We start from the raw sequence: 21,804 nt of genomic DNA on the forward strand, positions 1-21,804 counted from the left end.
GCTGCCTACATCTCCAGAAAGTTTTTCAACAGTTGCGCGCCGGCCGCTCCAGATCGTTCTGGATGAAACTGCACGCCGAAGAAGTTGTCTTTTTGCACGGCGGCGGTGAAGGGCTCGCCGTAGTTCGCCTGAGCGATGGTGCTGGGGCATATCGGCATCGCATAGCTGTGAACGAAATAGAAGTAGGCGCCGTCATCGATGCCGCGGAACAGATGGTGGCCCGCCTGCGCGGATACCTGGTTCCAACCCATGTGCGGCAGCGGCAGGCCGAAGTCGGTCATCTGCTTTACCGGCGTATCGATGAGGCCGAGCGTCGTTATGCCGCCGTTCTCTTCGCTGCTGGCCGCCAGCAGCTGCATGCCGAGGCAGATGCCCAGCACCGGCTGAGTGCAGGCCCTGATCAGTTCGATCAGATCGCGTTCGCGCAGCTGATCCATCGCCGCCTGCGCGGTGCCGACGCCCGGCAGGAACAGCTTGTCGGCGCGCAGCACGATCTCCGGATCGCGGCTCACTTCCGGCTGATAGCCCAGGCGCCGCACCGCATAGGTGACGGAGGCCAGGTTGGCGCAGCCGGTATCCAAAATCACCACGTTCATCACAGCACTCCTTTCGAGCTCGGCAGGGTATTGCCCTCGACGCGGATCGCCTGGCGCAGCGTGCGGCCAAACACTTTGAACAGGCTTTCGACCCGGTGGTGGTCGTTTTTGCCTTTGGTCTTCAGGTGCAGCGTGCAACCCATGGTGTAGGAGAGCGAGCGGAAGAAGTGCTCGACCATTTCGGTGCTGAGATCGCCGACGCGCTGATAGTTGAACTCGGCCTTGTACTCCAGGTGCGGGCGGCCGGAGATATCCAGCGCGCAGCGCGCCAGACACTCGTCCATCGGCAGCACGAAGCCGAAGCGGGCAATGCCGCGCTTGTCGCCCAGCGCCTTGTTCAACGCTTCGCCCAGCGCCAGGCCGGTGTCTTCTACGGTGTGGTGATCGTCGATATACAGGTCGCCTTTGACGTCGATCTCCATGCGGAAGCCGCCGTGGGTGGCGATCTGATCCAGCATGTGGTCGAAGAAGCCGACGCCGGTTTTGATTTTGCTGCCGCCTTCGCGATCCAGCCAGACGTTGACATCGATCTGCGTCTCTTTGGTCACGCGGTTAACCCGCGCATGACGGTCGCGCAGGGTCAGCTGGCGCACGATCTCTTTCCAGCCCAGCACGCCGCGCTGGTAGCGCAGCCCCTGAATGCCCATGTTTTCCGCCAGCTGCACGTCGGTCGGCCGATCGCCGATCACGTAGCTGTGGGCGGTATCGAGCACGCCGGGTTCGAGATAACCCTTCACCAGCGCGGTCTTCGGCTTGCGGCAGTCGCAGTTGTCCGCCGGCAGGTGCGGGCAGATCAACACATCGGCGAACTGAATGCCCTGCGAGCTAAGGATCTGCATCATCAGGTTGTGCGGCGGATCGAAGGTTTCCTGCGGGAAACTGGCGGTGCCGAGCCCATCCTGATTGGTGATCATCACCAGCTGATACCCCGCCTGTTGCAGCGCCAGCAGGGAAGGGATCACGTCCGGCTCGAGCGCCAGCTTGTCCAGGCGGTCAACCTGGAAATCTTCCGGTGGCTCGGCGATCAGCGTGCCGTCACGATCGATAAAGAGGATTTTTTGGCTCACATTGGCTCCTGGCGAGTCTGGTTGGCGCCGGGCAGGGCGGACAAGGCGTCCACCACGCGTTGACATTCGTCGCGGGTGCCTATGGTGATGCGCAGGCAGCCGGACAACCCGGGCTGTTTGTTTTGGTCTCGTAAGATAATGCCCTGATCCCACAAGCTTTTAAACACATTACTTGAGGCGGTGAAGCGGGCCAGCAGGTAATTGCTGTCGCTGGCGAAAACCTGCTCGACGCAGGCGCATTTTTCCAGCTGTTGCTGCAGCCAGCTGCGGGTGGCGGCGATGTCGGTGACGCGCTGGCGCATGGTGCGGATGCCTTCTTCGCTCAGCGCCTGCGCGGCGATATCCGCCACCGGTGTCGAGAGCGGGTAAGGTGCGATCACCTTCAGCAGCAGGGCAATCAGATCTTCATTGGCGAGCGTAAAGCCGCAGCGCAGGCCGGCCAGCGCAAAGGCCTTCGACAGCGTGCGCAGAATAGCCAGGTGCGGGTAGTCGCTCAGCCACCCGGCCACCGAGGCCTGCGGGCAAAACTCGATATAGGCTTCGTCTACCGCGACGATCGCTTTGCCTTTGGCCAGCTCCAACAGGCTGCGTAGAGAGTCCGGGTCAATCAGGTTACCGGTCGGGTTGTTCGGGCTGCAGACGTAGATCAACTTCACGTTGTCCAGGCTGTCCGCGATGGCCGGCAGATCCAGCTGCCAGTCCTCTTTGGCGGCTACGGTGCGGCGCTCCACGCCAAAGGTTTCGGCGCTGACGGCGTACATGCCGTAGGTCGGCGGGCAGAACAGAATGGCGTCTTTGCCCGGCTCGCAGAAGGCGCGGATCAGCAGCTCAATGCCTTCATCGGCGCCGCGGCTGACCAGCACCTGCTCTTTCTTGACCCCGGCATAGGCGGCGTAGCGTTCGATCACCTGCGCCGGCTGGCACTCCGGATAGCGGTTGAAGGTTTGCGCGGTCAGCTGGAATTCCGGGGCGATCGGGTATTCGTTGGCGTTCAGCCATACGTCGCCCTTGCCGCCGAGGCGGCGCGCCGATTGATAAGGGGTCAGCTCGCGAACGTTGGCGCGCGCCAGTTTTTCGATGCTCATGCTTGCTCCTTCAGGGCGGCGACGCGCAGGGTCACGGCGTTCTTGTGGGCGATCAGCTGCTCGGCGGCAGCCAGCGTCTCGATGGTGGCGGCCAGGTTGCTGAAGCCCTGCGGCGTCAGCTCCTGCACCGTCATGCGTTTTTGGAAATCGGCCAGCCCGAGGCTTGAGCAGGTGGCGGTGTAGCCGTAGGTCGGCAGCACGTGGTTGGTGCCGGAGGCGTAATCGCCGGCGGACTCCGGCGACCAGTCGCCTAGGAACACCGAACCGGCGCTGGTGATGCCGTCCACCAGATCGCGCGCATTGCGGGTCTGAATGATCAGGTGCTCCGGGCCGTAACGGTTGCTGATGGCCACGCACTCCGGCAGATCGCGCGCCACGATCAGGCGGCTGCTCGCCAGCGCCTGACGGGCGGTCTCAGCACGCGGCAGCTCGGCCAGCTGGCTTTCCACCGCGTCGGCCACCGCCTGCGCCATCGCCGCGTCCGGCGTCAGCAGGATCACCTGCGAATCCGGGCCGTGCTCGGCCTGCGACAGCAGATCGGAAGCGACAAATGCCGGGGTGGCGCCGGCGTCGGCGATCACCAGCACTTCCGAAGGACCGGCCGGCATGTCGATGGCCGCGCCGTCAAGGCGCTGGCTGACCTGCCGCTTGGCTTCGGTCACGAAGGCGTTGCCCGGCCCGAAGATCTTCGCTACGCGCGGCACGCTTTCGGTGCCGAACGCCAGGGCGGCGATCGCCTGCGCGCCCCCGACCTGAAACACTTCCTGCACGCCGCACAGCTGCGCCGCATACAGGATCTCATCGGCGATCGGCGGCGGCGAGCACAGCACTACCCGGCGGCAGCCGGCGATGCGCGCCGGCGTCGCCAGCATCAGCACGGTGGAGAACAGCGGCGCCGATCCGCCGGGAATATACAGGCCCACCGAGTCGATTGGGCGGGTCACCTGCTGGCAGCGCACGCCCGGTTGCGTTTCGACGTCCACCGGCGGCAGTCGCTGCGCGTTGTGGAAGGTTTCCACGTTGGCGACGGCCACCGCCATCGCCTGTTTGATGTCGTCGCCCAACCGCGCGGCGGCGGCGGCGATCTGCTCGGCGCTGACGCGCAGCGTCGAGACTTCCGCCTTGTCGAAACGGGCGCTGTAGTCGCGCAACGCCCGATCGCCGTTGGCCTTCACGTTGTCGAGGATCTCGTTCACCGTGCGGGTGATGCTGTCGGAAGCGGCGATCGCCGGACGCATCAGCAGCTCGGCCTGGCGTTCGGCGCTGCACGTCGCCCAATCGATCGGCGTGTTGAAGGTCGACATGGCGTTACTCCATCATCTTTTCAATCGGCAGCACCAGAATCGAGCTGGCGCCGAGCGCTTTCAGTTTTTCCATGGTTTCCCAGAACAGGGTTTCGCTGCTGACCATGTGCATCGCCACGCGGTTCTGCGCGCCGGCCAGCGGCAGAATGGTCGGGCGTTCGGCGCCCGGCAGCAGCGCGACGATCTCGTCCAGCTTCTCGCTCGGCGCGTGCAGCATGATGTATTTGGATTCGCGCGCCTGGATCACGCCCTGAATGCGGGTCATCAGGCGGTCAATCAGCTGCTGTTTGGCTTCAGGCATTTCGCCGTCGCGCTGGATCAGGCAAGCTTTGGAGCGGTAGATCACTTCCACTTCGCGCAGGCCGTTGGCCTCCAGCGTGGCGCCGGTAGAGACCAGATCGCAGATGGCGTCGGCCAGGCCGGCGCGCGGCGCCACTTCCACCGAGCCGTTCAGCAGGCAAGATTTGAAGCGCACGCCCTGTTTGTCGAGGTATTGCTTCAGCAGGTGCGGGTAAGAGGTGGCGATGCGGGCGTCCTGCAGGCTTTGCGGGCCGGCGTATTCGGCGTCGAGCGGGGTGGCCAGCGACAGGCGGCAGCCGCCGAAATCGAGGCGGCGCAGGGTGAAGTAGCGCGGGTCTTCACCCTGTGCGCGGCGGCTGAGCAGCTCTTCTTCCAGCACGTTCTCGCCGATGATGCCGAGATCGACCACGCCGTCCATCACCAGACCCGGAATGTCGTCGTCGCGCACGCGCAGGATATCGATCGGCATGTTTTCGGCGAAGGCGATCAGACGCTGCTGCTGCAGGTTAATCTTGATGCCGCAGCGCGCCAGCAGTTCCTGGGATTCATCGCTCAGGCGGCCCGACTTCTGCATTGCGATCCGTAAACGTGTCTTGTCCAGCATGGTAACCTCTGTTTAATCTGTAATTTTATGAATTTATTGTAAAAACTATTCTTTCTGTCTGTCCGGAGCCAAAAAAAAACCCTCGGAAGAAATCTTCCGAGGGCTCTCTCTTGCGTTCTGCGCGCCACTGGAAGATTAACAAACCGTCTTCCAGCACACATCGCCTGAAAGACTAGTCAGGGTGATGGTGATGATGGTGGTTGAACTGAACGCGTGTCATGGTGTTTTCTCTCAGCAAAAGTCGGTAAAAAACCGTATGGCAATTAAGCTAAACTATCCGCTGTCCGCCGTGCAACTCTTTTTTATCGTCATAAATTTAATTTATTGAAACAGGTTGAGTTATTAGCCACACACGGCTTTACCTAACCTTAAGCCGGTCAGATTGTATCGCCGCGCGCAGTGGCGTAGCCTTAAGGGCAGGGCGCTGCGATCTTCAGGAGAGGAAGAGGATGAAAAAGGTAGCCATTATTGGTCTGGGTTGGTTGGGCATGCCGCTGGCGTTGTCGCTGATGGGCCGCGGGTACGACGTGGTCGGCAGCAAAACCACGCCGGACGGCGTCGAGGCCGCGCGGATGAGCGGCATCGAATGTTATCAGTTGGAGCTGACGCCGGAATTGATCTGCGATCCGGACGATCTGGCGTCGTTGCTGCGCGTGGATGCGCTGGTGGTCACGCTGCCCGCGCGCCGCACCGTCGAAGGCAGCGAGAATTATTTCAATGCGGTGCGCATGCTGGTGGACAGCGCAATGGCTTTCGGCGTGCCGCGGGTGATCTTCACCAGTTCCACCTCGGTGTATGGCGAAACCGCCGGCACGCTGCGCGAAGAGTCGCCGCTGCGGCCGGTCTCGCCGTCCGGCCGGGTATTGGCCGAGCTGGAGCGCTGGCTGCACGAGCTGCCGAATACCTCGGTGGACATTCTGCGCCTGGCGGGGCTGGTGGGCGCCGATCGCCACCCAGGCCGCTTCCTGGCGGGAAAGCTCGATGTGAAGGGGGGCTCGCAGGGGGTGAATCTGGTGCACCAGGACGACGTCATCGCCGCCATCCAACTGCTGCTCAAGCTGCCGAAGGGCGGCCACGTGTACAACCTGTGCGCGCCGCGTCATCCGGCCAAGCGCGATTTCTATCCGGCCCTGGCCGAGCAGCTGCACCTGGAGCCGCCGCAGTTTGCCGACGAAGCGGAACAGGATGAGCGGCTGGTGGACGGCAACCGCATCTGCAACGAGCTGGGTTTTGAATACCAGTATCCCGATCCGGCGCGCATGCCGGTCAGTTAACGTCCGTCAGGCCCCGCGCATGCGGGGCTTTTTTTCGCCGGCGCGCGCCAAATCCTCCAGCAGCGCGTTCAACGCCTCGTCGGGTTGGACGGGGCGGCTGACCAGGCTGAGCGTGGCGCGGTAAGAGAGCGCCGTGCCGCCCAACTGCCGCAGCAGCCCTTGCTCCACCCAGCGCGCCGCATAGTGGGTGGGCAGATAACCGAGACAGGTGCCGCTCAGCACCAGATGGGCGACGCTCTCCATGTGGTGAGCCACCGCCGCCAGATGCGGCGGGGCTATCGGGCACAGCTGCTGCGCCAGCAGGTAGCCGCGCTTGACCCAGCGCGCGTTTTCAATCTGCTCTCGCTCCGGTGCTTCCACCGCGAACAGCGGGTGATCCTCACTGCAATAGATCGCCTGTGTCTCCTCCAGCCACGGCTGATAACGCAACGCCTCCAGCTGCTGGCCAAAGTAGCCGATGCCCAGATCGAGCTGCCGATGCAGCAGCCCTTGTTCAATCTCGGTCGGTGAACAGATGCGGCACTGCAATTGCACGTCCTGGCGGCGCCGCTGAAAGTGCTTGATGGCCTGACTGAACGGGTTGCCCGGCAGTGAAACCAGGTTATCCACCAGACCGATTTGCAGATCGCCGGTCAGCAGGCCGTTCAGCGACTGGCTGACCCGGGTGAAGTCGCGGGCGGCGTTGAACAAGGAACGGCAGGCGATCAGCATGCGTTCCCCTTTTGGCGTCAGCCGGAAGCCGGAGCGCCCGCGCTGGCACAGGCGAAAACCCAGTCGCGTTTCCAGCGAGGCCAGATGGGTGCTGATGGTGGATTGGTTCATCAGCAGCGTTTCCTGTGCGGCGCTGACGCCCTGGGCTTCCGCCACCGCGACGAACACCCGCAACAGCTTCAGATCGATATCGCTTAGGTTAGTGAGCATCGCCCCCTCCGCAGAACGTCGGCCGCTTAACCCATTTTTAACATCGAAGAAATAGGCGCGGCGCTGAAGATGTGGCCTTTCTTATGGCATGAGATTGAAATAAAAATCAACGCTTCAATGGGTTAGTTACATCGTGTTTTTCGATGTTTACATGCAAAAGCGGGAATGGTAGCCGGTGCGGTCAACGGGGTAGTCTGCAAATGTTGCTTAAATGTTTCAATTTATCGCAAGCCCAAGACAAGGAAACGCCATGCTGAACCAACCCCAAAGCGGCAACGACATGCCGCGCTTTGCCGGTCTCCCCACCATGATGCGCCTGCCCGCCGCCGATCAGGCGCGTGGTCTGGACGCCGCCTTTGTCGGCATTCCTCTGGATATCGGCACCTCCAATCGCAGCGGCACCCGCTATGGCCCGCGCCAGATCCGCCAGGAGTCGGTGATGATCCGCCCCTATAACATGGGCACAGGCTCCGCCCCGTTCGAACGGCTGCAGGTGGCCGATCTGGGGGACGTCGCCATTAACCCCTACAGCCTGGCGGACAGCGTACGGCGCATCGAGGCGGCTTACCGCGAGATCCTGGCGCACGGCTGCACGCCGTTGACGCTCGGCGGCGACCACACCCTGACGCTGCCGGTGCTGCGCGCCATCGCCCATCGACATGGCCCGGTCGGGCTGATCCACGTCGATGCGCATTCCGACACCAACGAGGAGATGTTTGGCGAACAGCTGGCGCACGGCACCACCTTCCGCCGCGCGTTTGAGGAGGGGCTGCTGGCACCGGAAAAAATGGTGCAGATTGGTCTGCGCGGCAGCGGCTATGCGGCGGATGACTTCGATTGGTCACGGCGCCAGGGCTTTCGCGTGGTGCCGGCCGAAGCCTGCTGGCATCGGTCGCTGACGCCGCTGATGGCGGAGATCCGCGAGCAGATGGGCGATGCGCCGGTTTATCTCAGTTTCGATATCGACGGGCTGGATCCGGCCTTCGCGCCGGGCACCGGCACGCCGGAGGTCGGCGGACTGTCGGTTTGGCAAGGGCTGGAGATCGTGCGCGGCTGCCGTGGGCTGAACCTGATTGGCGGCGACGTGGTGGAGGTGTCGCCGCCTTACGATCGTTCCGGCAATACGGCGCTGCTGGCGGCCAATCTGCTGTTTGAAATGCTGTGCGTGCTGCCGGCCCGCTGAGGCCGTCGTACTGACCCTGCCGGCGGAGCGGTTGCGTCGGGCCCCCTGATAACAATAACAACGGAGTGGAGGTACCCATGAATCTCGATCTGCTGGTTGTGGTGATTTACTTTCTGGTGATAGGCGCGGTGGGGTGGATGGGCATTCGCCGCGCCAACTCCAAAGAGGCGTATCTGGTGGCCGGGCGCAACCTGGGGCCGGGGCTGTATCTGGGCACGCTGTCGGCGGTGGTGCTTGGCGGCGCGTCGACCATCGGCAGCGTCAAGCTCGGCTACACCTACGGCATCTCCGGCGTCTGGCTGTGCGGCGCGCTCGGGCTGGGCATTGTGGTGCTGAGTCTGGTGCTGGCCAAACCGCTGCTCAAACTGAAGCTGTATACCGTCAGCCAGGTGCTGTCGCGGCGGTATCACCCGGCGGCGCGGGTCACCAGCGGCGCGATCATGCTGGCGTATGACCTGATGGTGGCGGTGACCTCGATCATCGCCATCGGCAGCGTGATGCAGGTGATGTTCGGCCTGTCGTTCAGCGCGTCTATCCTGCTCGGCGGCGGGCTGGTGGTACTGTATTCGACGCTGGGGGGCATGTGGTCGCTGACGCTGACCGATATCATTCAGTTCATCATCATGACCGTCGGCATGATGCTGGTGCTGATGCCGATGAGCATCGTCAAGGCCGGCGGCTGGGAGGCGTTCACCAGCCTGCTGCCCGCCGGTTACTACCAGCTGTCGTCGATCGGGCTGGATACTATTCTGGTATTTTTCCTGATCTACTTCTTCGGCATTTTGATCGGTCAGGACATCTGGCAGCGGGTGTTCACCGCCCGTAGCGCCAATGTGGCGCGCTTCGCCGGGCTGGGGGCGGGCGTCTATTGCGTGCTGTATGGCGTGACCGGCGCGCTGATCGGCATGGCCGGCAAGATCGTGCTGCCGTCGCTCAGTAATACCGACGGCGCCTTCGCCGCCATCGCGCAAGCGGTGTTGCCGGTCGGCGTCAGCGGGCTGGTGGCCGCGGCGGCCCTGGCGGCGCTGATGTCCACCGCCAGCGCCTGCCTGCTGGCCTCTTCGACCATCGCACTGGAGGACGTGTTGCCGGCCATCCGGCGCAAACCTTCCGGCGGGCTGGCCGCCGGGCGCTTCACCACGCTTTTCATGGGCGCGGTCATGCTTGGGCTGGCGTTTGTGGTGCGCGACGTGCTGGCGGCGCTGACGCTGGCTTACAACCTGTTGGTGGGCGGCATGCTGATCCCGTTGGTGGGGGCTATCTTCTGGCCGCGCGCCACCAGCGCCGGCGCCATCGCCAGCATGCTGACCGGCAGCCTGTGCGTGGTGGGGCTGATGATCTGGCACGGCATCGACGCCAACAGCCCGATCTACGGCGGTCTGCTGGGCGGCGGCGTCGCCTTCGTGCTGGGCAGCTTGCTGAGCCGCCCGGCGCCGCAGTTGCAGACCCAAACCGAGCGTTGAAACGACGAGGTGGGACATGAACAATCGCAATGTGGCGCCACGCCCAAAAATTGAAGTGCGCTCGATAGACTATGTACCCCGTCACGAGCGGCATGGCAAGGTTTGGCATCAGGCGCCGTTTTGGTTCACCGGTAATTTCGTTTTGACGACGATGGTGGTCGGTTTCACCGGCCCGGCGTTGGGGTTGGGCGCGCTTTATTCAATGCTGGCCATTGTCGTCGGCGTGGGGTTCGGCACGTTCTTCATGGCGTGTCATGCCAATCAGGGGCCGCGCATGGGGCTGCCACAGATGATCCAGTCGCGGGCCCAATTCGGCCTGCGTGGCGCCATCGTTCCCTTTGCCGCCGTGGTGTTTGTTTACATCGGTTTCAACGTGTTCAACGTTATTCTCGCGACCGATGCGATCAACACGGTATTGCCGGGTCACCGTCCGCCCTGGTATGCGTTGCTGATCGCGGTGGCCGTGCTGTTGGCGATCGTCGGCCACGATATGCTGCATGCGGTGCAGCGCTGGCTGACCTATGTGATGATGGCGGTGTTCGGCGTGCTGACGGTCGGTGCCGTGCTGTCGCTGCGGATGGACGCTGTCGTCGGCGCCGGGCATTTTTCGTGGGCGGCTTTTTTGATTCAGCTGTCGGCGGCCGCCGGCTACCAGATCAGCTACGCGGTGTATGTCTCCGACTACTCGCGCTATTTGCCGCATGAAACGCCGTCGGCCAACGTGATCTTTTGGACTTATCTGGGGGCGGCCGGATCGGCGCTTTGGCTGATGCCGCTGGGCGCGTTTCTGGCCTCAGCCTTACCGGCTCCCGATGCGATCGGCAGCGTACAGGCGGTGGGGAATGGCATCTATCCGGGGTTCGGCACGCTGGCTGTGCTTTTCGCCGTGCCTTCGCTGGTCGGTATCATGGCGGTCAACTGTTATGGCGCAATGCTGACCAGCCTCAGCGCGATTGACGCGTTCCGTAAAGTGACGCCGACGTTGAGATTACGCATGATCGGCATTGGCGTCGTCGCCCTGACGGTGTTTGCGGTTGCGTTGGCTATCCCGGCGAGCTATCTCGCCAGCTTCAATACCTTCGTGCTGCTGATGCTGTATTGCCTGGTGCCCTGGACGGCGGTGAATCTGATGGACTTTTACGTGGTGCGCGGCGGGCATTACGCGATCGGTGAAATCTTCAACCCGGCGGGGATCTACGGCCACTGGGGGCGCTCCGGCCTGACGGCCTACGCGATCGGCCTGTTGGCGATGGTGCCGTTCATGACGTTGGGCTTTTACACCGGCCCCTTTGCTGTTTTACTGGGCGGCGCGGATATCGCTTTTCTGGTCGGCCTGCTGGTGGCCGGGAGCGTTTATGTTGTCATGTGCCGAAAGCTCGATCTCGAAGCCGAACGGCGGGTGGCGTTGCGCTGCGAGGGATTATTGGAAGGAGAACGGGAGTGAAGGAAAAAATCAGCGTCGCATGCTGCCAGTTGGCGCTGCGGGTAGGGGAAGCGGAACATAATCGGGCGCTGTCCGCCCAGGCGATCCGCCGGGCAGCGCAGCGCGGTGCCAACGTCATCGTGTTGCCGGAGTTGGTGAACAGCGGCTATGTGCTGCGCGACAAGGCGGAGGCGCGGGCGTTGGCCGAGGCCGAAGATGGGCCCAGCCTCAGCCTGTGGTGTGCCCTGGCGCGCGAGTTGGATGTGGCGATCGTCGCCGGTTTTTGCGAGCGCCTGCCCGAGGGTGAGGTGGCCAACAGCGCGGCGTTGATCGATGCGCAGGGGGTGAGGGCGATTTATCGCAAAGCGCACCTGTGGCATGAAGAGAGTTCGATCTTTACCGCCGGCGATCGGCCGCCGCCGGTCGTCGAGACGCGTTTTGGCCGGTTGGCGGTGATGATCTGTTACGACCTCGAGTTTCCGGAGTGGGTGCGCTTGCCTGCGTTGGCCGGCGCTCAGCTGCTGTGCGCGCCGGTCAACTGGCCGCTGGCGCCGCGCCCGCAGGGCGAACGGCCGGCGGAGATGGTGAAGGCGCAGGCCAACGCCGCCGTCAATCGGCTGTTCATCGCGGTGTGCGATCGTTGCGAAACGGAGCGCGGCGTTGCGTGGATCGGCGGTTCGGTGATCGTCGACGCCGATGGCTATCCGTTGACGCAGAGCCTGACAGGCGAAGGCATGGTGCTGGCATCGATGGATATCGGCGCTGCCGATGACAAGCACATCGGCCGCCACAATCACGTGCATCGCGATCGGCGGCCGATGCTGTATTGAAGCGGCGGGGCGGCCGGTGATCCCAGCCGCCCCGCGATCGTTTTCGTCGGCGGGAAAAGCGCCGTTCTGGCGCTTACAGCCAGCCCGATTTCTTCAGTTTCTGATACAGGAAAATGCAGCCGACGGCGGTCACTCCCAGCGTGGCGTGATAGGCCCACGGGAACTTCAGTTCCGGCATGTCGGCGAAGTTCATCCCGTACAGGCTGAAGACCACCGTCGGGATGGCCAAGATTGCCCCCCAACCCGCCAGCCGTTTCACCACTTCGTTTTGTTTGACCGTCACCAGCGCCAGGTTGACGTGCATGGCGTTGGTCAGCATTTCGCGCATGTCGTCGATATTGCTGACCACCTGATGGGCGTGATCTTGCACGTCGCGCACGTAGGCGCGCAGCTCTTTCGGGATCACCTCTTCGTGCAGGCGGATCAGCTGGTTGCAGATTTCATCCATCGGCAGCGCGGCGTTGCGCAGCGCCAGCAGATGGCGGCGCAGGGTATAGACGTTCTCGATCGCCGCCTGATCGAACTCTGACTGAAACATGTTGGCTTCAATGTTCTCGATGGTGCTCTCGAAGCGCGCCACCACGCTGCGGTAGTTATCCACCACGAAGTCCAACACCGAATAGAGGGCGAAGCCCGGCCCGCGGCACATCTGCTTGTGGTTCTCTTCCGCCTTGGCGCGGATCGGCGCGTAACTGGGCGAAGCGCCGTGGCGCACCGTCACCAGAAAGTTTTTGCCGACGAAGAAGTGGGTTTCGCCGTATTCGATTTCGTCGTGCTCGCCCCACTGCGCGGTTTTCACCACGATGAACAGCGAGTCGCCGTAGGTCTCCAGCTTCGGCCGCTGGTGCGCGCACAGCGCGTCTTCGATCGCCAAATCGTGCAGCCCGAACTCCTCCTGCACCTTGCGCATAAACGCCGGCTCCGGCTGCCTTAATCCCAGCCAGATGAAGGTGTCGGGCTGTTTGACCACCTCGCTGATATCGTCGATGGTCACTTCGCCCAGCCGTTGGCCGGCTTTGTACGCCACACAGTTCACCACCATGCTTTTGCTGTCCATCCGTCCATCCATTAATCAGTCAGCGTTTTGGTAAGTAAATAACACTCATGTTCTACCGGATACTCTTTCAGCGTCATTTGCAGCTGATAGCCGAGCTTTTCGTAGAACGGCCGCGCCTGAAAGCTGAAGGTGTCGAGGCGGGCGTAGCGGCAGCCGCGCGCCTGCGCCTCGTGCTCGGCGGCGCGCATCAGCCGGCCGCCGAGGCCGCTGCCGCGCTGGGTATCCGCCACCCATAGCCACTCGACGCTCAGCCAGTTGCCCCAGGTTTCGGCGGTCAGGCCGCCGATCACCGCGCCGGCTTCGTCGCGCGCATAGACGCTGAGCGGCTTGCGGTGGCTGGCGTCGATATGCGGCAGGTTGTAAGCGCGCAGGCCTTGCCTGATCGCATCGAGGGTTTGTTCGTCGATCGCGTCGGTAACGGTAATGTCCATTTTTCCTCCTGGGTAATGGATTAACTTAAGCACATGGCGGCTAAAAGGCAACCCGTTGAAATGTAATGCAAACGACCGCGGCCGCTGAGTGGGCTACACTAAACGGGTCATTTTATCTTCAGGAGGACGCCATGTCCCGATTGACTCTGCTGGCCGGTTTGCTGCTGTGCAGCGGCCTGGCGCACGCCGCGCCGACGGTCAGCCAATTGCAGGACGGCCTGGAACACCCTTGGTCGCTGGCCTTCTTGCCGGCGGAACAAGGCCTGCTTATCACCGAACGGCCCGGCCGGCTGCGGCTGTGGCAGCAGGATAAAGGGCTGTCGCCGCCGATCGCCGGTGTGCCGCAGGTCTACGCCGAAGGGCAGGGCGGCCTGCTGGAGGTGCTGCCGGCGCCCGATTTCGCCGCCAGCCGCCGGGTGTATCTCAGCTTCGCCGAACCGGGCGAGGGCGGCAAAGCCGGCACGGCGGTCGGCTATGGCCGCCTGAGCGACGATGGCGCGCGGCTGGAAAACTTTAAGGTGATCTTCCGTCAGCAGCCCAAGCTGTCGGTCGGCAATCACTTCGGCGGCAAATTGGCGTTTGATCGGCAAGGCTACCTGTTTATCACGCTGGGCGAAAACAATCAGCGGCCGACGGCGCAAGAGACCGACAAACTGCAGGGCAAGCTGGTGCGGCTGACCGCCGAGGGCGCCGTGCCGCCGGACAACCCCTGGGTCGGCCAGGCAGGTAAACGCCCGGAGGTTTGGTCTTACGGCCATCGCAATCCGCAAGGGCTGGCGTTGAACCCGTGGAGCGGCGTAATCTGGGAGCATGAGCACGGTCCGCGCGGCGGCGATGAGCTCAACATCCCGCTGCCGGGTAAAAACTACGGCTGGCCGCTGGCCACCTACGGCATCAACTATTCCGGCCAGCCGATCCCCGAGGCGAAGGGGGAGCGGGTGCCCGGCACCGAACAACCGCTCCACTATTGGCGAGTTTCGCCCGGCCTCAGCGGCATGGCGTTCTATGATGGGCAGCGCTTCCCCGCCTGGCGGCACTCGCTGTTCATCGGCGCGCTGGCGCAAAAGGCACTGATTCGCCTGACGCTGAAGGGGGACAAGGTGGTGGCGGAAGAGCGGCTGCTGGGCGATCGCGGCGAACGCATCCGCGAGGTGCGCAGCGGGCCGGATGGCTACCTGTATCTGCTGACGGACGAACGGGACGGCAAGCTGCTGAAGGTCGGGGCGTCGTAACGCCCCGCACGCGTCAGGTGAGTGCGCTCATCACGCCGCGCTGGTAGGCCGGGCGTGCGCGCAGTTGCTGATACCAGCGCTCCATGTTCGGCCGCGGGCGGCGGGCGATCGGCATTTCGAACCAGGCGTAGGCGAAGCTGCCGAGCGGGATATCGCCGAAACCGAACGCGCCGCCGGAGAGGTAAGGCTGGTGCGCCAGCGTCTGTTCGATGACGTCGAAGTGTTTTTCCAGCGTGGCGATCGCCGTTTCGATTTTCGCCATGTCGCGCAGCTCCGGCGCGGTGCGTATCAGGCCCCAAAAGACGATGGTGAAGGCCGGGACAATCGTCGAGGTGGTCCAGTCCATCCATTTCTCGGCGGCGGCGCGCGCCTGCAGATCTTGCGGATAGAACGTCGCGTCGCCGAATTTCGCCGCCAGGTAGCGCACGATGGTGTTGGACTCCCACAGCACGAAGTCATCGTCCTGCAGCAGCGGCACCAGGCCGTTCGGGTTCAACGCGCGGTAACTCTCTTCGTTGACTTTGCCGAACGCCCCGCCGGCGTTGATGTGGGTGTAGTTGAGCCCCAATTCGGCGGCGCACCACAGCACCTTCCTGACGTTGTTCGAATTCTCACGACCCCAAATGGTCAGCATGGGATAACTCCGTTAGCGGATAATAAGGACCCTCTATACCTACGCCACAACGCGCTTTTTGTCACACCGCAGGGCACTTTTTGTCTGCCGCTCAGCGTTCCCAGCGGCACACTTCCCAGCCGCGCTCCGCCGCCAGCGCGCTCAGTTCGCTGTCGGGGTTGATCACCGTGGCGCTGTCGACGAATTGCAGCATCGCCTTGTCATTGAGAGAGTCGCTGTAGCCGTGGCTGTGCTCGAACTTCAGGTGCGGGTGCTGCGCCAGCCAGTGCTGCAGGCGGATCACCTTGCCCTGTTGATAGGTCATGGTGCCGTAGGTGTTGCCGGTGAAGCGGCCATCGCTGATTTCCACGCCGATCGCCAGCGCATCGTCGGCGCCGAGCTGTTCGGCGATCGGCGCCACCAGATGCTCGCCGGTGGCGGAGATCACCAGGATGCAGTCGCCGCGTTCGCGGTGCCACTGCAGGCGCTCGCGGGCGGCGGGATAGACGCGCGGCAGGATGTCGCGGCGGATGTAACGCTGCACCCACCCGGCCACGGTTTGCACGCTCAGGCCAGCCAGCGGCGCCAGCGTGGCCTGCATGTAGTCCTCCATCGACAGCTTGCCCTGATAATAGAGCTGCATCAGCTGCTGCTCCTGCAGTTCCAGCTCCGCCGGTGCGAACCCTTGGCCGACCAGCCAGCGGATCCACAGGCTGGCGCTGTCATCGTCAATCAGGGTTTCATCCAGGTCGAATAAGGCTAAATCCATCAGTATTTCTCCGGCAGGCAGGGTATGAGGTCGTTTACAGGATAGCGGATAGCGCACGTCGCCAGCCAGCGGCGTCGGCGAAATTGCGCAGAGCATAAGAAACATTGATGACGGTTTTGCGACAGTTTGTTGAACGTTTGCATAACTTAGAACGCAACAATATTGGCCGCTCCGGCGAGCGCGGTGATAACTATGAAGCAAATGCAGCTACCCGCTGGGGAGTGACAATGTTGATTATTCGCCTGTATGGCAGCCCGATCGTGATCGGGGAAGAAGAGGAACCGCATGATGACGCATCTGACGACGCAGAAGACGCTGCCGCTGCTGGATCTTTCGCAGCTTGACGGTGATGCGCGCCAACGGCGCGCCTTTCTCGACGATCTGCGCGCGGCGGCCCGCGACGTCGGTTTTTTCTATCTGCGTGGGCACGGCGTGGACGGCGCGCTGAATGCGCGGCTGCAGCACGCCGCGCGGCAATTTTTCGCCCTGCCGGAAGCCGACAAGCTGGCGGTGCAGATGGTGCATTCGCCGCACTTTCGCGGTTACAACCGGGCGGCGGCGGAACTCACGCGCGGGCAGCCTGACTGGCGCGAGCAGTTCGATATCGGCGCCGAGCGCCCGGCGCTGACGCTGTCTGATGACACGCCGCGCTGGGCGCGCCTGCAGGGGCCAAACCAGTGGCCGGCGGCGCTGCCGACGCTGAAACCGCTGCTGCTGCAGTGGCAACAGGCCATGACCGCCATGTCGCTGCGGCTGCTGCGCGCTTTCGCTTTGGCGCTGTCACTGCCGGAGCAGGCGTTCGATCGTTTGTACGGCGAGAAGCCCAACGAGCACATCAAACTTATCCGCTATCCGGGGCGGGACGCCACCGGCAGCGCACAGGGCGTCGGCGCGCACAAGGACTCCGGGTTTCTCAGCTTTTTGCTGCAGGACGCGCAAAAAGGGCTGCAGGTAGAGGTGAGCGAAGGGCAATGGATAGACGCGCAGCCGCGTGAAGACACCTTCGTGGTGAACATCGGCGAGCTGCTGGAGCTGGCGACCAACGGCTACCTGCGCGCCACGGTGCACCGGGTGGAAACGCCGCCGGCGGGGCGCGACAGGTTGTCGATCGCTTTCTTCCTCGGCGCGCGGCTGGACGCGGTGGTGCCGCTGTATCAACTGCCGCCGCAGCTGGCGGCGCAGGCGCGCGGCCCGGCCAGCGATCCGCTCAACCCGCTGTTTCGCGACGTGGGCGACAATTACCTGAAAGGGCGCATCCGCTCTCACCCCGATGTGGCGCACCGTTTTTATCAGGACGTCATCGGCGTCTGAACGCCGGGCGTAAAAAAGCCCGGCGCGTCGGCCGGGCTGATGGTGCGCTGATGCGGTGATTATTCCGCCAGCGCCTGCTGCAGATCGGCGATCAGATCTTCCACATCCTCAATCCCTACCGACAGGCGCACCAGCTGCGGCGTGATGCCGGTTTCCAGGCGCTGTTCCAGCGGAATGGAGGCGTGCGTCATGCTGAACGGCTGGCTGATCAGGCTTTCCACGCCGCCCAGGCTTTCCGCCAGGGTGAACAGGCGCGAACGCTGGATGACCCGACGCGCATAGGCGTCGTCGCCTTTCAGCCGTACCGAGATCATGCCGCCGAAGCGCGTCATCTGGCGCGCCGCCAGCTCATGCTGCGGATGGCTCGGCAGGCCGGGGTAATAGACGTTTTCCACCTGCGGCTGGCTCTCCAGCCACTGGGCGATGCGCAGCGCGCTGTCGCTGTGGCGCTGCATGCGCAGTGCCAGAGTGCGAATGCCGCGCAGCGTCAGGAAGCTGCTGAACGGATCGAGAATGCCGCCGACCGCGTTTTGCAGGAAACCGAGCTGTTCCGCCAGCGCCGGGTTATTCCCCACCGCCGCGACGCCCGCCACCACATCGGAGTGGCCGTTAAGGTATTTGGTGGCGGAGTGCACCACCACGTCAAAGCCCAGATCCAGCGGACGTTGCAGATACGGCGAGGCGAAGGTGTTGTCCGCCACGCTGATGAGCTGATGCTTTTTGGCGATCGCGGCGATGGCGCTCAGATCCGCCAGCTTGAGCAGCGGGTTGGTCGGCGTTTCGACCCAGATCATTCTGGTATCCGGCTCGATCGCCTGTTCCAGCCCGACGAGATCCGCCGGCGACACGTAAGTCACGCGCAGGCCGGCGGTGCGGCTGCGCACTTTTTCCAGCAGGCGATAGGTGCCGCCGTACAGGTCGTCTACCGCGATCAGGTGGCTGTCTTTATCGAGCAGCTCCAGCACCGTGGAGCACGCCGCCAGACCGGAGGCGAAGGCGTAGCCGCGGCTGCCGCCTTCCAGTTCGGCGATGGCGCTTTCCAGCGCGGTGCGCGTCGGGTTGGCGCTGCGGGAGTATTCGTAGCCGGTATGTTCGCCCGGTGCCGGTTGGGCGTAGGTGGAGGTGGCGTAAATCGCCGGCATCACTGCGCCGGTCGCGTCCGGGGTGTAACCGGCGTGAACGGTCAACGTATCAAACTTGGCCATAATGGATCCTTATTAACGTAATTTTTGGCGCCAGGCGTTAAGCACGTCTGTGCGGGTAATCAGGCCGAGGAAGCGCTCGCCGTCGAGCACCACCGCGACGTGGCCATGGTTGAAGGTGGCCTGTAATTCCTCGTAGCCGGCTTCCTTTTGCAGCGTCTGGACCTGCTTGGTCATCGCGCTGCCGGCCGGCAGGCTGAAGTGGGCGGCGTCGGCCTGGACGGCGTTCAGCAGATCCCACTCATCGATCAATCCGACCACCCGATCGCCTTCCAGCACCGGTAGCTGCGAGATGTCGTACAGCCGCATGCGGGCGTGCACGATCGCCAGCGTGTCGTCCGGCGCGGCGGAAACGGCGGCGCCTTCGTCGTGGCGATAAGCGATCAGATCGCGCAGATCGCCGTGCTGCGGTTTGCTCAGCAGGCCCTGCTCCAGCATCCAGTGGTCGTTATACATTTTAGACAGGTATTTGTTGCCGCTGTCGCAAACGAAGGTCACGACCCGCTTGGGTTCGGTTTGCGCGCGGCAGTAACGCAGAGCGGCGGCCAGCAGGGTGCCGGTGGAGGAGCCCGCCAGCACGCCTTCCTTGCGCAGCAGATCGCGCGCGGTGGTGAAGGCTTCTTCATCGCCGATGCGGTAAGCGTGGCGCACCTGGTCAAAGTCGCTGAGCGGCGGGACGAAGTCTTCGCCGATGCCTTCCACCAGCCAACTGCCCGCTTCGCCGATTTGGCCGTGGTCGAGATAGTCCGCCAGGATAGAGCCGGCAGGGTCGGCCAGCACGAATTCCGTCTGCGGCGAAACCTCGGCGAAATAGCGGCTCAACCCGCCCAGCGTGCCGCCGGAACCGACGCCGACCACGATGGCGTCCACGTCATGATCCATCTGCCGCCACAGTTCGGGCGCGGTGGTGGTGGTATGGGCCGCCGGGTTGGCCGGGTTATTGAACTGATCGATATAAAAGGCGCCGGGGATCTCCCCGGCCAGGCGTTTAGCGTAATCCTGATAATAAGCCGGGTGCCCCTTGCCGACGTCCGAACGGGTCAGCAACACCTCTACCCCCAACGCGCGCAGGTGGAAGATCTTTTCGCGGCTCATCTTGTCCGGCACCACCAGCAGCAGCTTATAGCCTTTCAGCGCCGCCACCAGCGCCAACCCCAGGCCGGTATTGCCGGCGGTGGCTTCGATGATGGTGCCGCCCGGCTGCAGTTTGCCGTCGCGCTCGGCCTGCTCGATCATCGACAGCGCCACGCGGTCTTTGATCGAACCGCCGGGGTTTTGGTTCTCCAGCTTGACGAACAGCCGGCACGGGCCGGTATCAAACTGGGTCAGTTCCAACATCGGGGTATTGCCAATCATCTCGATGACGGAATGGGGGATCGCCATGACTCATCTCCAGGATTATTCGGTATAAAAGTCGTTGTGCGGATGATAGCGCTGAGGATAAGCGCTTTAAAAAGAACAAATAACGGTTCTATATGCCATTATGGAATATATTAATCTTTTTTAGACGTATGGAAGCGCAGATGTTTAGCGGTGCAGATGCTTGGCCGTTTAGCCGTGGATGGGGGCGAAAGTGCGCGTCTCGATGCTTTTTTGAACGATAAGTGCGTGCCTGCGTACAGTTATGTAAAAATGCTGAAAATTCACGCTAAACCCTGCAAAAATAAGATAAATCACATAAACTCACAGCAAGGGCATTTTCGGTGTGTTGTGTTACCCGCTACGGGCGCCGCAGGGGGTTGCGGCCGGCACGCGCGCACCGGGCCACTCTCGCTGGTTGGCTTAAAACGTGAACATGTTTGAAAGTTAACGCTATTTCAATGGTTTTGAATGGACACTCTGGCGACGTCATGATGAAAAAAAACTTATCCACTTCCCTGAAAAAACTGACCTTCAGCGTAGGCATCCTGTTGCTGGCCGCCCCGGCCGTACACGCGGCCGAGCCGCCGGCGCCGCCGCAGGTAGACGCCAAGGCCTTCATTCTGATGGATTACAACAGCGGCAAAGTGCTGACCGAAGGCAATGCCGATACGCGTCTCGATCCCGCCAGCCTGACCAAGATCATGTCCAGCTACGTGATCGGCCAGGCGATCAAGGCCGGCAAGATCAAGCCGGAAGACATGGTCACCGTCGGCAAAGATGCCTGGGCGCCCGGTAACCCGGCGCTGCGCGGCTCTTCGCTGATGTTCATCAAGCCGGGCGATCAGGTGCCGGTGCTGGAACTGAATAAGGGCATCGTGATCCAGTCCGGCAACGACGCCAGCATCGCGCTGGCGGACTACGTGGCGGGCAGCCAGGATTCGTTCGTCGGCCTGATGAACAACTACGCCAAATCCCTGGGCCTGCAGAATACCCACTTCCTGACGGTGCACGGCCTGGATGCGGAAGGGCAGTACAGCACCGCGCGCGACATGGCGCTGTTGAGCCAGGCGCTGATCCGCGACGTGCCGGACGAATACGCGCTGCATAAAGAGAAAGAGTTCACCTTCAACAAGATCCGCCAGATTAACCGCAACCGTCTGCTGTGGAGCAGCAACCTGAACGTTGACGGCATCAAGACCGGCTACACCAGCGGCGCCGGTCACAACCTGGTGGCGTCCGCCACCGACGGCCCGATGCGCCTGATCTCGGTGGTGCTGGGCGCGCCGAGCGATCGCGTGCGCTTTAGCGAAAGCGAAAAGCTGTTGACCTGGGGCTTCCGCTTCTATGAAACCGCGACGCCGATCAAGGCCGATAAACCGTTCGTCACCCAGAAAGTGTGGTTCGGCGACGTCAGCGAAGTGCCGCTCGGCGTGGCGAAAGACGCCTCGGTCACCATTCCGAAAGGGCAGATGAAAAACCTGAAGGCCAGCTACAAGCTGACCCAACCGACGCTGGAAGCGCCGCTGGCGAAAAACCAGGTGGTCGGCACCATCGATTTCCAGCTGGACGGCAAAACCATCGAACAGCACCCGCTGGTGGTGATGCAAGAGGTGAAAGAGGGCAACTTCTTCAGCCGCATCTGGGATATGGTGATGATGAAGCTGAGCCAGTGGTTCGGCGGGATCTTCGGCTGAATAGCCTGATGTGAGGAGTGCCCCGGGCGCGCCATCCTCGACCAAGCCGCAACGGAGACGTTGCGGCTTTTTTTTATTTTCAG

The 21,804-nt window shown here is 62.8% G+C and carries 22 protein-coding genes and 1 other annotated feature; of the genes, 9 read left to right on the top strand and 13 right to left on the bottom strand.

Annotation, left to right across the window (positions count from 1 at the left end):
* Nucleotides 1-5: 5 nt before the first annotated feature.
* The 6 genes from hisH to hisL form a co-directional block, all read right to left on the bottom strand.
* Nucleotides 6-596: an imidazole glycerol phosphate synthase subunit HisH gene (gene hisH / locus ACSBQS_RS03690; RefSeq protein ID WP_021504315.1), complete on the bottom strand. Its 591-nt coding sequence runs from the start codon at nucleotides 594-596 to the stop codon at nucleotides 6-8.
* Complete coding sequence (hisB, locus tag ACSBQS_RS03695) at nucleotides 596-1,663, bottom strand: bifunctional histidinol-phosphatase/imidazoleglycerol-phosphate dehydratase HisB (RefSeq protein ID WP_015377254.1); 1,068 nt, start codon at nucleotides 1,661-1,663, stop codon at nucleotides 596-598. Before hisB ends, hisH begins: the two co-directional genes overlap by 1 nt.
* Complete coding sequence (hisC, locus tag ACSBQS_RS03700; protein ID WP_015377255.1) at nucleotides 1,660-2,748, bottom strand: histidinol-phosphate transaminase; 1,089 nt, start codon at nucleotides 2,746-2,748, stop codon at nucleotides 1,660-1,662. The genes hisB and hisC overlap by 4 nt, the downstream gene beginning before the upstream one ends.
* Nucleotides 2,745-4,052: a histidinol dehydrogenase gene (hisD, locus tag ACSBQS_RS03705; protein ID WP_108680374.1), complete on the bottom strand. Its 1,308-nt coding sequence runs from the start codon at nucleotides 4,050-4,052 to the stop codon at nucleotides 2,745-2,747. The genes hisC and hisD overlap by 4 nt, the downstream gene beginning before the upstream one ends.
* Nucleotides 4,053-4,056: 4 nt before the next feature.
* Nucleotides 4,057-4,956 carry an ATP phosphoribosyltransferase gene (gene hisG, locus ACSBQS_RS03710; protein WP_015377256.1) on the bottom strand — a complete coding sequence of 300 codons (900 nt, stop codon included), beginning with the start codon at nucleotides 4,954-4,956 and terminating at the stop codon, nucleotides 4,057-4,059.
* 70 nt (nucleotides 4,957-5,026) lie between these two features.
* Nucleotides 5,027-5,153 (bottom strand) — a sequence feature (His leader region).
* Nucleotides 5,129-5,176, bottom strand: coding sequence for a his operon leader peptide (gene hisL / locus ACSBQS_RS03715; RefSeq protein WP_100396937.1), 48 nt, complete (start codon nucleotides 5,174-5,176; stop codon nucleotides 5,129-5,131). (Overlaps the previous feature by 25 nt.)
* A gap of 229 nt (nucleotides 5,177-5,405) precedes the next feature.
* On the opposite strand from hisL, the gene ACSBQS_RS03720 reads away from it, so the two are divergent.
* Nucleotides 5,406-6,230 carry an SDR family oxidoreductase gene (locus ACSBQS_RS03720; RefSeq protein ID WP_033642487.1) on the top strand — a complete coding sequence of 275 codons (825 nt, stop codon included), beginning with the start codon at nucleotides 5,406-5,408 and terminating at the stop codon, nucleotides 6,228-6,230.
* Between the two features lie 6 nt (nucleotides 6,231-6,236).
* Here the strand turns inward: ACSBQS_RS03720 and ACSBQS_RS03725 are convergent, their stop codons facing one another.
* On the bottom strand, nucleotides 6,237-7,151 hold the full coding sequence (locus tag ACSBQS_RS03725) for a LysR family transcriptional regulator (RefSeq protein WP_434989692.1): 915 nt from the start codon (nucleotides 7,149-7,151) through the stop codon (nucleotides 6,237-6,239).
* Nucleotides 7,152-7,401: 250 nt separating this feature from the next.
* On the opposite strand from ACSBQS_RS03725, the gene speB reads away from it, so the two are divergent.
* The 4 genes from speB (at nucleotide 7,402) to ACSBQS_RS03745 (ending at nucleotide 12,050) form a co-directional block, all read left to right on the top strand.
* Complete coding sequence (speB, locus tag ACSBQS_RS03730; RefSeq protein WP_434989694.1) at nucleotides 7,402-8,334, top strand: agmatinase; 933 nt, start codon at nucleotides 7,402-7,404, stop codon at nucleotides 8,332-8,334.
* Between the two features lie 77 nt (nucleotides 8,335-8,411).
* A complete protein-coding gene (locus ACSBQS_RS03735) occupies nucleotides 8,412-9,797 on the top strand; it encodes a sodium:solute symporter (RefSeq protein WP_103101107.1) in 1,386 nt (461 codons plus the stop codon).
* Nucleotides 9,798-9,813: 16 nt separating this feature from the next.
* Nucleotides 9,814-11,241 (top strand): purine-cytosine permease family protein, encoded by a 1,428-nt coding sequence (locus tag ACSBQS_RS03740; RefSeq protein WP_353440091.1) that lies wholly within the window; start codon nucleotides 9,814-9,816, stop codon nucleotides 11,239-11,241.
* Nucleotides 11,238-12,050 carry a nitrilase-related carbon-nitrogen hydrolase gene (locus tag ACSBQS_RS03745; protein WP_147837830.1) on the top strand — a complete coding sequence of 271 codons (813 nt, stop codon included), beginning with the start codon at nucleotides 11,238-11,240 and terminating at the stop codon, nucleotides 12,048-12,050. The genes ACSBQS_RS03740 and ACSBQS_RS03745 overlap by 4 nt, the downstream gene beginning before the upstream one ends.
* A 73-nt stretch (nucleotides 12,051-12,123) precedes the next feature.
* On the opposite strand, the gene ACSBQS_RS03750 is transcribed toward ACSBQS_RS03745, so the two are convergent.
* Together ACSBQS_RS03750 and ACSBQS_RS03755 are read right to left on the bottom strand one after the other, a co-directional pair.
* Nucleotides 12,124-13,107, bottom strand: coding sequence for a magnesium and cobalt transport protein CorA (locus ACSBQS_RS03750; protein ID WP_033642493.1), 984 nt, complete (start codon nucleotides 13,105-13,107; stop codon nucleotides 12,124-12,126).
* An 11-nt stretch (nucleotides 13,108-13,118) separates the two neighbouring features.
* Nucleotides 13,119-13,538 carry a GNAT family N-acetyltransferase gene (locus tag ACSBQS_RS03755; protein WP_033642494.1) on the bottom strand — a complete coding sequence of 140 codons (420 nt, stop codon included), beginning with the start codon at nucleotides 13,536-13,538 and terminating at the stop codon, nucleotides 13,119-13,121.
* 131 nt (nucleotides 13,539-13,669) lie between these two features.
* Here ACSBQS_RS03755 and ACSBQS_RS03760 point away from each other — a divergent pair, with 131 nt between their 5' ends.
* Complete coding sequence (locus tag ACSBQS_RS03760; RefSeq protein WP_197666922.1) at nucleotides 13,670-14,770, top strand: PQQ-dependent sugar dehydrogenase; 1,101 nt, start codon at nucleotides 13,670-13,672, stop codon at nucleotides 14,768-14,770.
* Between the two features lie 13 nt (nucleotides 14,771-14,783).
* On the opposite strand, the gene ACSBQS_RS03765 is transcribed toward ACSBQS_RS03760, so the two are convergent.
* The gene (locus ACSBQS_RS03765) at nucleotides 14,784-15,404 is read right to left on the bottom strand and encodes a glutathione S-transferase family protein (RefSeq protein ID WP_033642496.1); all 621 of its coding nucleotides are present in this window, start codon (nucleotides 15,402-15,404) and stop codon (nucleotides 14,784-14,786) included.
* A gap of 91 nt (nucleotides 15,405-15,495) precedes the next feature.
* Nucleotides 15,496-16,152: an HAD family hydrolase gene (locus ACSBQS_RS03770; RefSeq protein WP_033642497.1), complete on the bottom strand. Its 657-nt coding sequence runs from the start codon at nucleotides 16,150-16,152 to the stop codon at nucleotides 15,496-15,498.
* A gap of 107 nt (nucleotides 16,153-16,259) precedes the next feature.
* Between ACSBQS_RS03770 and ACSBQS_RS03775 the strand changes: the two genes are divergently transcribed.
* Nucleotides 16,260-16,496: a hypothetical protein gene (locus ACSBQS_RS03775; RefSeq protein WP_071845076.1), complete on the top strand. Its 237-nt coding sequence runs from the start codon at nucleotides 16,260-16,262 to the stop codon at nucleotides 16,494-16,496.
* On the top strand, nucleotides 16,441-17,463 hold the full coding sequence (locus ACSBQS_RS03780; protein ID WP_033644235.1) for an isopenicillin N synthase family dioxygenase: 1,023 nt from the start codon (nucleotides 16,441-16,443) through the stop codon (nucleotides 17,461-17,463). Before ACSBQS_RS03775 ends, ACSBQS_RS03780 begins: the two co-directional genes overlap by 56 nt.
* 59 nt (nucleotides 17,464-17,522) lie before the next feature.
* Here the strand turns inward: ACSBQS_RS03780 and ACSBQS_RS03785 are convergent, their stop codons facing one another.
* Together ACSBQS_RS03785 and ACSBQS_RS03790 are read right to left on the bottom strand one after the other, a co-directional pair.
* The gene (locus ACSBQS_RS03785) at nucleotides 17,523-18,668 is read right to left on the bottom strand and encodes a trans-sulfuration enzyme family protein (protein WP_434989699.1); all 1,146 of its coding nucleotides are present in this window, start codon (nucleotides 18,666-18,668) and stop codon (nucleotides 17,523-17,525) included.
* Between the two features lie 12 nt (nucleotides 18,669-18,680).
* On the bottom strand, nucleotides 18,681-20,048 hold the full coding sequence (locus ACSBQS_RS03790; protein WP_042784067.1) for a pyridoxal-phosphate dependent enzyme: 1,368 nt from the start codon (nucleotides 20,046-20,048) through the stop codon (nucleotides 18,681-18,683).
* Between the two features lie 467 nt (nucleotides 20,049-20,515).
* Here ACSBQS_RS03790 and ACSBQS_RS03795 point away from each other — a divergent pair, with 467 nt between their 5' ends.
* Entirely contained in the window at nucleotides 20,516-21,721 is a 1,206-nt protein-coding gene (locus ACSBQS_RS03795; protein ID WP_033633487.1) for a serine hydrolase, read from the top strand.
* Nucleotides 21,722-21,804: the final 83 nt, after the last annotated feature.

Origin of the sequence: Serratia sp. H402Y (genome assembly GCF_051172415.1) — a bacterium.
GTDB lineage: Bacteria > Pseudomonadota > Gammaproteobacteria > Enterobacterales > Enterobacteriaceae > Serratia > Serratia ureilytica.